11 protein-coding genes are annotated in these 13,855 nt (G+C 59.5%); all 11 read left to right on the top strand.

Annotation, left to right across the window (positions count from 1 at the left end):
* The first annotated feature begins 49 nt into the window (after positions 1-49).
* On the top strand, positions 50-1,849 hold the full coding sequence (oxc, locus tag FKG95_RS08550; RefSeq protein ID WP_142895889.1) for an oxalyl-CoA decarboxylase: 1,800 nt from the start codon (positions 50-52) through the stop codon (positions 1,847-1,849).
* On the top strand, positions 1,846-3,120 hold the full coding sequence (frc, locus tag FKG95_RS08545) for a formyl-CoA transferase (RefSeq protein WP_142895888.1): 1,275 nt from the start codon (positions 1,846-1,848) through the stop codon (positions 3,118-3,120). The genes oxc and frc overlap by 4 nt, the downstream gene beginning before the upstream one ends.
* A gap of 48 nt (positions 3,121-3,168) precedes the next feature.
* A complete protein-coding gene (locus FKG95_RS08540) occupies positions 3,169-4,083 on the top strand; it encodes a methionyl-tRNA formyltransferase (protein ID WP_142895887.1) in 915 nt (304 codons plus the stop codon).
* A 17-nt stretch (positions 4,084-4,100) separates the two neighbouring features.
* Positions 4,101-5,777, top strand: coding sequence for a formate--tetrahydrofolate ligase (locus FKG95_RS08535; protein ID WP_142895886.1), 1,677 nt, complete (start codon positions 4,101-4,103; stop codon positions 5,775-5,777).
* A gap of 30 nt (positions 5,778-5,807) precedes the next feature.
* Positions 5,808-6,662: a universal stress protein gene (locus tag FKG95_RS08530; RefSeq protein ID WP_142895885.1), complete on the top strand. Its 855-nt coding sequence runs from the start codon at positions 5,808-5,810 to the stop codon at positions 6,660-6,662.
* Positions 6,663-6,789: 127 nt separating this feature from the next.
* Entirely contained in the window at positions 6,790-7,767 is a 978-nt protein-coding gene (locus tag FKG95_RS08525) for a Bug family tripartite tricarboxylate transporter substrate binding protein (RefSeq protein ID WP_142895884.1), read from the top strand.
* 62 nt (positions 7,768-7,829) lie between these two features.
* The gene (locus tag FKG95_RS08520; RefSeq protein WP_142895883.1) at positions 7,830-8,360 is read left to right on the top strand and encodes a tripartite tricarboxylate transporter TctB family protein; all 531 of its coding nucleotides are present in this window, start codon (positions 7,830-7,832) and stop codon (positions 8,358-8,360) included.
* Between the two features lie 57 nt (positions 8,361-8,417).
* The gene (locus FKG95_RS08515) at positions 8,418-9,950 is read left to right on the top strand and encodes a tripartite tricarboxylate transporter permease (protein WP_142895882.1); all 1,533 of its coding nucleotides are present in this window, start codon (positions 8,418-8,420) and stop codon (positions 9,948-9,950) included.
* Complete coding sequence (locus tag FKG95_RS08510) at positions 9,947-11,764, top strand: zeta toxin family protein (RefSeq protein WP_218940116.1); 1,818 nt, start codon at positions 9,947-9,949, stop codon at positions 11,762-11,764. Before FKG95_RS08515 ends, FKG95_RS08510 begins: the two co-directional genes overlap by 4 nt.
* A 47-nt stretch (positions 11,765-11,811) precedes the next feature.
* Positions 11,812-12,702 carry a LysR substrate-binding domain-containing protein gene (locus FKG95_RS08505; RefSeq protein ID WP_142895881.1) on the top strand — a complete coding sequence of 297 codons (891 nt, stop codon included), beginning with the start codon at positions 11,812-11,814 and terminating at the stop codon, positions 12,700-12,702.
* 158 nt (positions 12,703-12,860) lie between these two features.
* Positions 12,861-13,256: a RidA family protein gene (locus tag FKG95_RS08500; protein ID WP_179953992.1), complete on the top strand. Its 396-nt coding sequence runs from the start codon at positions 12,861-12,863 to the stop codon at positions 13,254-13,256.
* Positions 13,257-13,855 lie beyond the last annotated feature (599 nt).

Below are 13,855 nucleotides of genomic sequence, written 5' to 3'. Positions count from 1 at the left end.
CCCCGGTCGGGCCTGCCCCTCTATCTATTCAAGAACTTGGAAAAACAATATGAACACATCCACCGCCCTGCAGACTGAAACCGAGCCTGGAACCACAAGCGAACCCGAACGCGAGCTGACAGACGGGTTTCATCTGCTGATCGACGCACTGAAGCTGAATGATCTCAATACGGTCTACGGCGTGCCGGGCATTCCCATCACCGACCTGGGGCGGATGATGCAGGAAGAAGGCATGCGGGTTCTCTCTTTCCGTCACGAGCAGAATGCCGGCAACGCAGCCGCCATCGCCGGGTTCCTGACCAAAAAACCGGGGGTCTGCCTGACCGTCTCCGCACCGGGTTTCCTGAACGGCCTGACCGCCCTCGCCCACGCCACGACAAACTGCTGGCCCATGATCCTGATCTCCGGCTCTTCCGAGCGCGAGGTGGTCGATCTCATGCAGGGCGACTATGAGGAGATGGACCAGCTGGCGATCGCCAAACCGCTCTGCAAAGCGGCCTACCGTGTGCTCCATGCCGAAGATATCGGAATCGCCGTGGCCCGCGCCATTCGCGCGGCCGTCTCCGGCCGCCCAGGCGGCGTTTACCTCGATATTCCCGGCGCCCTGCTTGGACAGGCCATGGATGCGGTCGAAGGCGCAAAGTCCCTGGTCAAGGTCATCGATCCCGCCCCGGCGCAGTTTCCCGCCCCTGCCGCCGTCGAGCGCGCCCTGGACGTCATCAAAAGTGCCAAGAAACCTCTGATCATTCTGGGGAAAGGCGCTGCCTATGCCCAGGCCGATGAGGTGGTGAAGGATTTCGTGGAAAAGTGCGGCATTCCCTATCTGCCCATGTCCATGGCCAAGGGTCTGCTCCCCGACAATCATCCGCAATCCGCAGGCGCCGCCCGGTCGCTGGTGTTAAAGGAATCCGATGTCGTCATCATGGTCGGCGCACGCCTGAACTGGCTGCTGTCCCACGGGAAGGGCAAAAGCTGGGGCGCGCCTCATTCGACCAGGTTCGTCCAGATCGACATCGAACCCAGGGAAATGGATTCGAACGTCGAGATCGCGGCGCCGCTCGTCGGCGACATCGAGTCCTGCTTGTCCGCCCTCACCGAAGGCATGGGCGGCGACTGGAAAGCCCCGCCGCAGGATTGGCTCGATGCGGTGCGTGAGAAACGCGATGCCAACGTCACCCGCATGGCGCCAACCCTGCAGAACAATGCCTCGCCCATGAACTATGCCGGGGCGCTGGGCGCCCTGAAGCGGATCATCGAGAAGCGTCCGGACGCGATCCTGGTCAATGAAGGCGCCAACACGCTGGATTTCGCACGTTCCATCATCGACATGTACAAACCGCGCAAACGCCTCGACGTCGGCACCTGGGGCGTGATGGGCGTCGGCATGGGTAGCGCAATCGCTGCGGCGGTCGAAACCGGCCTCCCCGTGTTGGCGGTGGAGGGCGACAGTGCCTTCGGTTTCTCCGGCATGGAGATCGAAACCATCTGCCGCTACAAGCTGCCGGTCTGCATTGTGGTCTTCAACAACAACGGCATCTATCGCGGCACGGACACGAACCGTTCGGGCGGCGAGGATCCGGCACCGACCGTTTTTGTCGAAGACAGCCGCTACGACATGATGATGCAGGCTTTTGGCGGTGAAGGCCGCCATGTCACCGATCCGGATGCCTTGACCCGCGCCGTCAATGAAGCGATGGATTCAGGTAAACCAACGCTGATCAATGCCGTTATCGATCCTGCCGCCGGCAAGGAAAGCGGCAATATCGGCAACCTCAATCCAACCTCTGTGGTATCCAAGCGGACGAACCACGAGGTTCTTGAAATACTTAAGCAAAAGGCAGCTCAATGAAAGCCCTCGAAGGAATCAAAATTCTGGATTTCACCCATGTGCAGTCCGGTCCGACCTGCACGCAGTTGCTGGCCTGGTTCGGCGCGGATGTAATCAAGGTCGAACGCCCGGGTGTCGGCGATGCAACACGCAAGCAGCTCGTGGATGTCCCCGGCGCGGACAGCCTCTACTTCACCATGCTGAACCATAACAAGCGCTCCATCGAGCTGAACTCCAAGAACGAAACCGGCAAGGAAGTGCTGACCCGCTTGATCGAGCAGTGCGATGTGCTGGTGGAAAACTTTGCGCCGGGCGCGCTCGACCGTATGGGCTTCGGCTGGGAACGGATTCAGGAGATCAACCCCCGCCTGATCATGGCCTCGATCAAGGGGTTCGGCCCCGGCAAGTATCAGGACTGCAAGGTCTACGAGAACGTCGCCCAGTGCGCCGGCGGCTCCGCTTCGACGACCGGTTTCCTGGACGGCCCGCCCCTGGTCACCGGCGCGCAGATCGGTGACTCAGGCACCGGCCTGCATCTTTGCCTCGGCATTGTCACCGCCCTCTTCCAGCGCGAGAAGACCGGGCGCGGCCAGAAAGTCACGGCTGCGATGCAGGATGCGGTACTGAACCTGGCACGCGTCAAACTGCGTGATCAGCAACGTCTCGAAGCAGGCCCGCTCACGGAATACTCCCAGTTCGGCGAGGGCATTCCCTTCGGCGACGCCACGCCGCGTGCCGGCAATGATTCAGGCGGCGGACAGCCGGGCCGGATCCTGAAGTGCAAGGGCTGGGAGAGTGATCCCAACGCCTACACCTATTTCATCTGTCAGGCTGCAATCTGGGGCAAGATCTGCGACGTTATAGGTGAGCCGGACTGGAAGACCAAGGAAGGCTACGCGACACCGCCGGAGCGGCTCGACAAGCTCAACGAGATCTTCGAACGTATCGAGCAGTGGACCATGACGAAAACCAAGTTCGAGGTCATGGATATCTGTAATCCGCACGACATTCCGGTCGGCCCGATTCTCTCCATGAAGGAAATTTCAGAGGACGAAGGCCTTTTCGCCACTGGCACCATGGTCCGGGTCGACCATCCGGAGCGCGGTGAGTACCTCAGTGTCGGCTGCCCGATCAAGCTCTCGGACAGCGACGTCACGGTCGAGCGTTCACCTCTGCTGGGCGAGCACACGAAGGAAATCCTGTCTGACGTGCTGGGGTACAGCGGAGACGATCTGGAGCGGGTCATCAGTTCGGGCGCGGTCGGCGAAGTTCGTGCCGACGCGGCTGAATAGTCCACTTGGTCTTACGGCGCGATGAGTCGCGCCCTTTGGAGTAGTTAAATGCGTATAGTCGTTCACGGTCAGCAGGCTTTCGGTAAAGCTGTCCTCGAAAAACTCCTGGAGCGCGGCGAGGACGTTGTCGCCGTCTGCTCCGCACCGACCAAGGAAGGCCGGCCGGAAGATCCTCTTGTGGAGTTCGCCAAGGAAAAGGGTCTGCCTGTCCATCAGCCGGCCTCCTGGAAAACGCCGGAAGCGCTGGACCTTATGAAGTCCTTCGATGCGGACGTCTGCATGATGGCCTATGTCCTGCTGTTCGTGCCCGAGGCGGTGCGGGATGCACCGCGCTTCGGCACCTTTCAGTACCACCCGTCCCTCTGTCCGTTGCATCGTGGCCCAAGCTCGATCAACTGGCCGATCGCCATGGGCAAGACCCGTACGGGGCTGACGATCTTCTGGCCGGACGACGGCCTGGATGAAGGCCCGATCCTGATGCAGAAAAGCTGCGAAATCGGCCCGGACGAGACCCTTGGCGATGTTTATTTCAAGAAACTCTTCCCAATGGGTGTCGACGCCATGATCGAGAGCCTGGACCTCGTCAAGGCCGGTATCATCATCAAACACGACCAGAGGCTTGAGGACGGCTCCTACGAAAGCTGGTTCAAGAAGGACCTCGCGCAGGTCGACTGGTCCAAATCCGCCGATGATGTCTACAACACGATCCGTGCAGCCAATCCGGCGCCCGGGGCCTGGACGACGGTGAACGGCGTCGAGCTGCAGATGTATGACAGTGCGAAGCTGGAGGGCGCAGGAACCCCCGGGTCCGTCGTTTCTGTTGCAGATGACGGCGTCACCGTTCAAGCCGAGGGCGGACGGATCTTGCTAAAACGCGTGCGCCCCAAAGGTGGGGATAAACAGCCGGCGGCCGAGTGGGCCGCCGCTTCCGGCCTGTCCGCCGGTGATCAACTCGGTTCTTAGGGAGCAGATTTTTAAAAATGGGCTACAAAACAGACATCGAAATCGCACGCGAGGCCAGCAAACGCCCGATCCAGGAGATCGGCGCCAAGCTCGGCATCTCGGCAGAAGACCTCGTTCCCTATGGCCACGACAAGGCCAAGGTCTCGGCGGACTTCATTGCCGCTCAATCGAGCAAAGAGAACGGGAAGCTGATTCTCGTCACCGCCATCAACCCGACCCCCGCCGGTGAAGGCAAGACCACCACGACCGTCGGTCTTGGCGACGGTTTGAATGCCATCGGCAAGAAAGCCGCGATCTGTATCCGCGAAGCTTCGCTCGGTCCCTGTTTCGGGATGAAGGGCGGCGCCGCGGGCGGCGGTTATGCCCAGGTCGTTCCCATGGAAGACATGAACCTGCACTTTACAGGCGACTTCCACGCGATCACCTCGGCCCATAACCTGCTGTCGGCCATGATCGATAATCACATTTACTGGGGCAACGCCCTGGAAATCGATCTGCGCCGGGTGGTCTGGCGCCGGGTCATGGATATGAACGACCGTGCGCTGCGCGACATCGTGACCTCCCTGGGCGGCGTCGCCAACGGCTTCCCCCGCCAGGCCGGGTTCGACATCACGGTGGCCTCCGAGGTCATGGCCATCCTCTGTCTGGCCAAGGACCTCGACGACCTGCAGAAGCGTCTGGGGGACATCATCGTCGCCTACCGCCGTGACCGTACCCCGGTCTACTGCCGCGATATCAAGGCCGACGGCGCCATGACCGTCCTGCTGAAGGACGCCATGCAGCCGAACCTGGTGCAGACGCTGGAAAACAATCCGGCCTTTGTCCATGGCGGCCCCTTCGCCAACATCGCGCACGGCTGCAACTCGGTCGTCGCCACCACCACCGCGCTGAAGATCGCCGACTATGTGGTGACCGAAGCCGGTTTCGGTGCCGACCTGGGGGCGGAGAAGTTCATGGATATCAAGTGCCGCCATGCCGGTCTGGCGCCCGATGCCGTCGTGATCGTGGCCACGGTCCGCGCCATGAAAATGAACGGCGGGGTCAAGAAAGACGACCTGGGCAGCGAAAACGTTGCAGCTGTCAAGGAAGGCTGCGCGAACCTCGGCCGTCACATTGAAAACGTGAAGGGCTTTGGGGTGCCGGCTGTTGTCGCCATCAACCACTTCGTGACCGACACAGACGCAGAAGTTGAGGCCATTAAGGACTATGTCGCCAGCCTGGGTTCGGAAGCGATCCTCTGCAAGCACTGGGCGGAAGGTTCCAAGGGCATCGAGGCCCTGGCCACACGCGTGTCCGAAATTGCGGAGAGCGGCGTCGCCAAGTTCGAGACGCTCTATCCGAACGAGATGGGGCTCTTCGAGAAGATCGAGACCGTCGCCAAGAAGATCTACCGGGCGGACGAGGTCATCGCGGACAAGAAAATCCGGGATCAGCTCAAACAGTGGGAAGATGCCGGATACGGCGCTCTGCCCGTCTGTATGGCCAAGACTCAGTACTCCTTCACGACCGATCCGAATGTGCGGGGCGCTCCGACCGGACACTCGATCCCGATCCGTGAAGTCCGTCTTTCCGCCGGCGCCGGTTTCATCGTCGCCATCTGCGGCGAAATCATGACCATGCCGGGTCTGCCGAGGGTTCCCTCGTCCGAATCCATCATGCTCAACGACCAGGGTCAGATCGAGGGCCTCTTCTAGCCGGGAAAGCAGTACAGAAATGAGGAAAGCATGATCCGCAAAATTATCCTGCCGGTACGTGGTGATGGGAAAGGCAACAACGTTTTTGCCCATGCCGCCGCCCTGGCGCATCGGTTCGATGCCCAGGTCGTTGTCACCCATTGCCGGCCGCGACCTGCGGACATGCTTCCTTTCGGTGTCCCGATTCCGGGCATCCTCAAAGATCAGCTCGTTCGCCAGGCGGTTGAGCTCGCTGATCAGGAAGAAGGCGTCCTGAAGACGGAATTCATCCAATTGGCCGAGCACCTGGGTCTTAAGGTGCTGGACAAACCAAACGGCAGCGGGGCCTGTGCCTCCTGGATTGAAGAATCCGGCCGTCAGGTCGACGTCATCAAACATCATGGCCGCCTCGCCGACCTGATCGTGGTCGCCCAACCCGATGTCGACCGTAATCTGGGCGCCAATACACTTAAATCGGCGCTCTTTCATACCGGGCGGCCGGTTTTGATGTGCCCACCTACAAACACACCGCCGAAAATTCTCGGAGAGAAATTAACCATAGCCTGGAACGGTTCCACGGAGGCTGCGCGGGCCGTTGCATTAACCATCGGTATCATCGAACGGGCGCAGGAGGTGACCCTGCTCTCGGCAGGCACCGAGATTCACGGCGCCAGCTCCAGTGACCTTGAGAGCTACCTCGCTACACGCGGCATCACAGCAAAAATCGAGCGGTTTCAAGCCAAAATGAAGATTGGCGAAGAGCTTTTAGCCCGTACCAAGGCCTGTGGCGCCGATCTCATGATCATGGGGGCTTACGGTGACAGTCACGAGCGTGAAACAGTATTTGGGGGTAACACTCAAGTGATTGTCGACAAAGCTGAAATACCCGTTATTCTGGTACACTAGAGAATTGGATATATGCAGGCGAACAGAAATAAAGGAGATGAAGAGGGGATAACTGGATAACCAGTTAACGACAGCGATGCGTGACACTTTCACGCCGAACAGCAATTGAATTGCATGGGAGCAAGAAATGACTATCGCGAAGAAAATGATTGTGAGTTTCGTTGGTGCGACCGCTCTGGCCGCAACGGCATTTTCTGGGATTGCAAACGCCTTCGAACCCAATAAACCAGTCGATTTCGTCATCATGGCGGGCAAAGGCGGGGGTGCCGACAAAATGGCCCGGCTGATGCAGTCGATCATCGAAAAAGAAAACCTGGCTCCGCGTCCCTTGGTTCCCGTCAACAAGTCGGGCGGTTCCGGTGCGGAAGCACTGGTTGCCATGAAAAACGCGAACGATCCGAACCACACCATCATGGTGACCCTGAACTCCTTCTTTACAACGCCTCTGCGTCAGCCGGGTCTTGACGTCGACATCATGGAGTTCGCGCCGGTTGGCCGCATGGCGGAAGACACCTTCCTTCTGTGGGTCCACAAAGACGAAGGCATCACCAGCTTCGAGCAGTTCCTGAAGGTCGCGGCCGAGCGCGGCAACGGCTGGGTGATGGGCGGAACAGGTAAAAATTCCGAAGACAACATCATCACCGACTTCCTGAACAACAACTACAACCTCACCATGAAGTACATCCCGTACAAGGGTGGCGGCGAAGTCGCGAAACAGGTTGCCGGTAAGCAGTTAAACTCTTCGGTGAACAATCCGTCCGAAGCGCTTGGTTTCTTCGAGTCTGGCGATCTGGTTCCACTGGTTGCCTTCACCGACGAGCGTCTGCCCATGTTCCCGGACGTTCCGACCCTGAGAGAGCTGGGGGGTGACTTCTCCTACTTCATGCAGCGCGCCGTGGTGGGTGCACCGGGTATGTCTGCGGAAGCACAGGCTTACTATCAGGGCCTTTTCCAGAAGGTCTACGACTCAGCCGACTGGCAGGAATACAAGTCTTCAAAGTCCCTCATGGGTGATTTCATGAACGGTGAAGACCTGAAGGCCTACTGGACCACACAGCGTGACCGTCATCAGACGATCCTGAAAGCGTCCGGCGCGATCAAGTAATCGCATCGGCGAACAACACTAAGAAGAAGAGATAGAGAGAAACTTGGGAGAGTTCTGAAGACATGCGTAGAGCGGAAATTGTCACTGCGGTGATCCTCGGAATTCTCTCAATCTATCTCATGTGGAAAAGCGGCGAACCTCCGGCCTGGAATCCGGACGTTCCACGCTTCGCCAACATCGGCCTGATCGAGGGCGAAGGCCCGGGCAGCGGCTTCTGGCCTTTCTGGCTCTCCGGTATCATGCTGATCTGCAGCATTTGGATCGGTATTAACTGGTACCGCAGGACCTCCCCGCCTTCGGTCTCGGAAGAACCCTTTCTCGATCAGTACGGCAAGAAGATGCTCTTGCTTGTGGGCGGCGGGCTCTTCGGCTTCCTGGCGCTCATCCACGTGGTTGGCTTTTACGGCGCCATCTTCGCCTTCCTGATCTACTACCTTCGTTTCCTCGGACGTCATTCGATGAAGCAGACGCTGCTCATTGCCGTTTGCGTTCCGGTCGTCAGTTTCTTTTTCTTCGACATTGCGATGAGAATCGTACTGCCGAAGGGCTATCTCGAGCCGCTGTTCATCCCACTCTACGACCTTTTCCTCTGACCGGCGGTCAGAGACAGCAGCTCCCAGTAACCACAGCAACCTTCGGCGGGAAGAATAATGGATGTAGTCTACGCCCTTTTGAACGGCATTTTGATCGCGCTGGAGCCGATCAACCTGGGCCTCGCGGTGATCGGTGTGATTGTCGGGCTCTTTGTCGGTGCGATGCCCGGTCTGGGGTCTGTGAACGGGGTGGCGATCCTCTTGCCCTTCACCTTCGTCATTCAGAACTTCACCGGTGGTGCGACCTCGCCGATGATCTTCCTGGCGGCGATCTACTATGGCGCTATGTACGGCGGCGCGATTTCCTCGATCACGCTGGGTATCCCCGGTGCTTCGACAGCCGTCGCCACCACCTTCGACGGGCGCCCCCTGGCGCTGTCGGGGAGAGCTCATCTGGCGCTGGTCACGGCGGCCATCGCCTCCTTTGTCGGCGGCACGATCTCGACGCTCTTCTTCACCGGCTTCGCGCCGCTTCTGGCATCCGTCGCCCTCTCCTTCGGCGACCCGGAGATTTTCGCGTTGATGCTCCTGGCCTTCGCGACCTTCGTCGGTCTGGGCGGCGATGACATTCCCAAAACCATCTTCTCGATCTGTATCGGGCTGGTCCTGGCCACGGTCGGCTTCGACATTGTCTCCGGCGAGCCGCGTCTGATCTTCTTCGATATCACCGGCTTCACCCACGGCATCCGCTTCCTGGTGCTGGCCATCGGCGTTTACGGCATCGGCGAGATGATCTGGACGATCAATACCTCGCGCTACGGCAACACCATGACCTCGGTCGACCTGCGGGCCAGCAAGATCTGGGAAGCTATCAGGAACTTTAAGGATGCCTGGCGCGGCACGGCCATCGGGTCCTCGCTGGGCTTCTTCGTCGGGATCCTGCCTGCCGCCGGGGCCACGCCCGGCTCGCTGATGTCCTACGGCGTCGCCAAGCTCACATCCAGCAAGCCTGAGGAATTCGGCAAGGGCTCCGTTGACGGTGTCGCTGCCCCCGAGGCCGCCAACAATTCGGCCTCCACGGGCGCCATGCTGCCGATGATGACCCTGGGTATCCCGGGCTCGCCGACCACCGCCGTCCTGCTGGCCGGTATGGTCATCTGGGGTCTGCAGCCGGGTCCCCTGCTCTTCACCGAGCAGCCGGACTTCGTCTGGCCGCTGATCGGGTCTTTCTACATCTCGAATTTCGTGGCCGTCGCGATCAACATCGCCTTCATCCCGATCTTCCTCTGGATGCTGCGGATGCCCTTTACCATCCTCGCGCCGCTGATTTTCGTGCTCTCACTGGTCGGCACCTTCGCCGCTTATCAGAACCTCTTCGATGTCTGGCTGATGGTGATCGTCGGCATGGCCGCTTTCTTCCTGCGGATCCTGGACTACCCGGTGGCACCGGCGGTGTTGGCCATCGTGCTGGGTCCGATCGCCGAGCCGAAGCTGCGTCAGTCGCTCCTCTTCTCCGATGGCGACTTCAGCATCTTCTTCACCCGGCCGATTGCCGGTCCGATCACGGTCATTGCCCTCATCCTGATCTTCCTGCCGCTGTTCAAATACATACGTGACCGGCTGCGGGCCTCGAAGACGGGAGCGGCTTGAAGCCCGACCCCACAGAAATGGATGCCGGGGCCTGGAACCCCGGCATCACCTCGGAGATTCCAGGCGGCCTCATGCCTCTGGTCACGCTTTACCGGCCGGAAAATGCCACGGTCGATGTGACGCAAGCCAAGGAGGCCGCCGCGTTCTGCGGCCTGAAAACCGCGGATATGATTTCCCTGCGCGTCGAGCGCCTGGTGGTTCATGAGCTGCTGATACGGGTCACAGCCGATCTCTCCGTCCCCGACGGCCCGAACTATGAAGATCTCGGCATCAGCCTGCGCACGATGGTCGCCACCATCCTCGAGCGCCACATCGAGCCGCGCATGGAAAGTGTCCGCGCGGCGTTTGACGCTGTCCGGACAGAGGTCTCCGCACGCATCGATAAAGAACTGACCGATCAGCTTTACGTACCCGAAAAGCCCCCCTCGCCGGTGTCATCGGCACCTTCGATCTTCGCCAGGCTGTTCGGCGGGGTCAAAAAACAGGACCGCAGATCCGCCACGTCGGCTGCGTCGCAGAATTCGGAACGCGCGCGGGAAATCGCGGCTGTCGAAAACTGGAAATCCCGTCTTTCCGCCTGCGACGATCCGCTTGAGCGCGCATGCCTCGAAGCCCTGGCGAAGCTGGTCGGCAGCATCCTCGGCCACCGTGGGCGGTTGGTTGGGGATCTGGAAACCATCGGCACGCTCGCCACCAATATGGTTTGCAACGGCTATGGCAGCCAACAGGTCGGCCAGGCGATTGAGCCTTTTGTCAAACAGGCTATTGAGGCCGAAGGCTATCGGGTCCTGCCCGCCCAGGAAAAACCGGTGGTGATGAACGTAAAAGGCGCCTCGGCGTCCGGCAAAAGCACCATCCGCCCGCAGCAAAGAAAACTGGCGGGACGGATCGGCATCCCCTGGGAAGACTTTGCCCTGATCAGCCCGGACTACTGGCGGAAGTTCCTGCTGGATTACGACTCCCTCGGCGGGCACAAGAAATACGCCGCCATGCTGACCGGCCAGGAACTGGAGATGATCGATAAAAAACTGGATCGCTACATGGCTGCGAAAGCCGCCAGGGGCGCGATGTCCCATCTTTTGATCGACCGTTTCCGTTTCGACAGCTTTACGCTTGAACCCGACCGCACCTCCGACAGCAAGCTTCTGACCCGCTTCGGTGATCTGATTTTCATGTTCTTCATGATTACGCCGCCGAGCGAGACCGTGGAGCGTGCCTGGAAGCGTGGCCTGACGACGGGCCGTTTCAAAGCGGTTGACGACCTGTTGTATCACAACGTCGAAGCCTACACCGGAATCCCCAATCTCTTCTTTTCCTGGGTCCTCTCAACGAAGAAACGTGTGCACTTCGAATTTCTGGACAATGACGTGCCGCTGGGCGAACTGCCGCGCACAGCTGCCTTCGGCTGGAACCGGAGCATGACGATCCTGGATATCCAGGCCATGATCAACATCGACCGCTATCGAAAGGTCGATGTCGAGGCCCTCAGCCCGGATGAAGTTTTTGATCCGAAAGATATGGCGCTGCGCGATAACATCAGCTTCATCAAACGCTGCGCGAAACTGATCCCGGAGATCCATCTCGCGGACCAGGAGAGCGGCTATATCTACGCGCGTTTCGATCATGGCAAAATAACCTGGTGCGATCGGCCCTACATCGAAAAGCTCCCCTTGGATTCCGGCATTAAAGACAGTTTGGAGGCATTCGGCTTTTCGCAGGGAAACGGGCCGGAAGACGCAGAGGCTGCGTCTCTGGACCTCGCACGGGAAAAGAACTACACGCTCGGCAGATGGAACGGCCCGCAAGCCGGCTGAGAACGTGCAGGCTTATCACCTTTATGCAGGGGTGCTATAGGTGAGGCATGGCCAAATCATTGCCCCCGCTGAATGCCCTTCGGGCCTTCGAGGTAGCCGCCCGGCATCTCAATTTCTCCCGTGCGGCGGAAGAACTCGGTGTCACCCCCGGCGCGATCAGCAAACAAATCTTGTCCCTGGAGGACTTTATCGGCGCCCGGCTGTTTGAACGGCTGCCCGACGGCCTGGAACTGACGCTTGAGGGGCGCGAACTTAAGGAATCGATCTCACCTGCCTTTGAGATGCTCGGCGGCGCCTTTAACCGGTTTTCCCGCCGTCCGCCCAGGACCAACGTTGTCCGGCTCGCAACGGTCGCGTCCTTCGCTTCGCAGTTTCTGGTTCCGCGCCTCGACGCTTTTGAGAAAAGCCTGCCTGACATCGAACTCGAAATCCTGACCTCCGACCGGATCACAGACCTTGCCCGTGAAGAAATCGATCTCAGCATCCGCTTCGGTGCCGGGGATTGGGATGGCCTGGTATCCTGCGAACTGGTGGCAGGTTTGCTGGTTCCCGTCTGCGCGCCTTCCCTGCTGGATCAGGTGACTGGCGAAGACGGCTGTTTATGCCTCGACCGAACCCGGCTCATTCAGATTTTCTCAAGTAGTGAATGGCGCAATTGGCAAGAGGCCACCGGCCTTGATCTGCCGACCGCGGCGAGGTCATACATCATGGAGCACTTCCTGGTTGCGCTGCAGGCGGTGACCTCCGGTCAGGGCGTGGCGTTGCTGCCGGAAATCATTGTCCGGGATGCGCTTGACGCCGGCCGGCTGAAGGCTTTTTCGACGGCTATCGAGTGGCATCAGACCTTTCATCTCGCTTACCTGCCGAACGCGGAACGCCAACCGAAGGTGCGGTCAGTGATCGAATGGCTGCAGAACGAAGCAGCCCGTCACGCTTAGCCTCGCGGCGGCAGCACAACCTAAAGCGAACCGCCCGGGCGATGGCCAATGGGCAAACGCGTTTTTCTCAAAGCGTCTTGTCGGAATCCTCGCTCCCCCAAGGCTCCTCTTCATGGCACCGTCCTGCAGCACAGAAACGAGCCTGTAGGACATCCGTCATGAATACCTCGACACGACACGACCCCTACCCGGTCAGAAAACCCTTTCACGGCATCTATGCGCACGGTGTCGAGACCCGCGCAGGGGCCAGAATTATGCACGTCTCAGGCCAGGTCGGCGCCACGCCCAAAGGCGACCTGGCTCTGGATTTTCAAAGTCAGTGCCGGCAGGCAATCACCAACCTGCAAAGCGTCTTGCAGGAAGCCGACATGGAGCTCGATGACATCGTCAAGCTTGGGTTCTTTCTGGTCCGGCGCGAGGACATGGATGACCTGGTCGAGGTCCGCAAGGAGATGCTTTACGGCGTCCGCCCTGCCATCACCACCGTCTTCGTCGCCGGGCTGGTGTCTCCTGACTGGCTCGTGGAGGTCGAGGCGATCGCGTGCGCCGCTTAATCCGGCTCTCGAACTGCACCAGTCAGTCATAACCGGTCAGTCATACCTGGTCAGCCATAAACGCAGGCGGCATGCCCTATTTCGCATCAACGCTGTGAGCCGCCGGGGCACATCAAGTTCAAATTGAGTCGCCTTAGGCGATCTCGCGAGCTTTTGAATCTGCTCGAACGATCAGGCTGAGAACGGGATCTCTATCATCCGGAGCGCGCCTTTCAGGCGTGGATAGAGGTCCCGAGCGTTCCGGCCGGCGTAATTACGACCGGCCGGAACGCACCAATCTCTGCGTTAAAAAAAATTCGCCTACCTGTCAACACCGCAGATCCTCATGAATCAAGCGATTAACCATTGATTTTAGTGAAATATCCAATGCGATAAGGCTTGACATCGGGCTGAAAAAGCATCATTTCCCCGTCTCTCGCTGCTCGCTGTCCTCTCAAGGCTTCGTTGGCGGCTTTACAAAAATCAAAAATGTTTCCGCCGTGCCTCTGCACGTGCTTCGGTTTCGGCCAAAGCGACGTCCTGACGCCCAGCTACGGGTTACACCGCGGAATGCTCAGCCTCTTGCCTGAAAAAGGGGCTGCAACGTCTGCGGAAGGACA

Source organism: Denitrobaculum tricleocarpae (assembly GCF_007004665.1).
Taxonomy (GTDB): Bacteria; Pseudomonadota; Alphaproteobacteria; order Kiloniellales; family Kiloniellaceae; genus Denitrobaculum; species Denitrobaculum tricleocarpae.
Note: the sequence above shows the minus strand (reverse complement) of the source record. Positions and strands in the feature narration are given on the sequence as shown.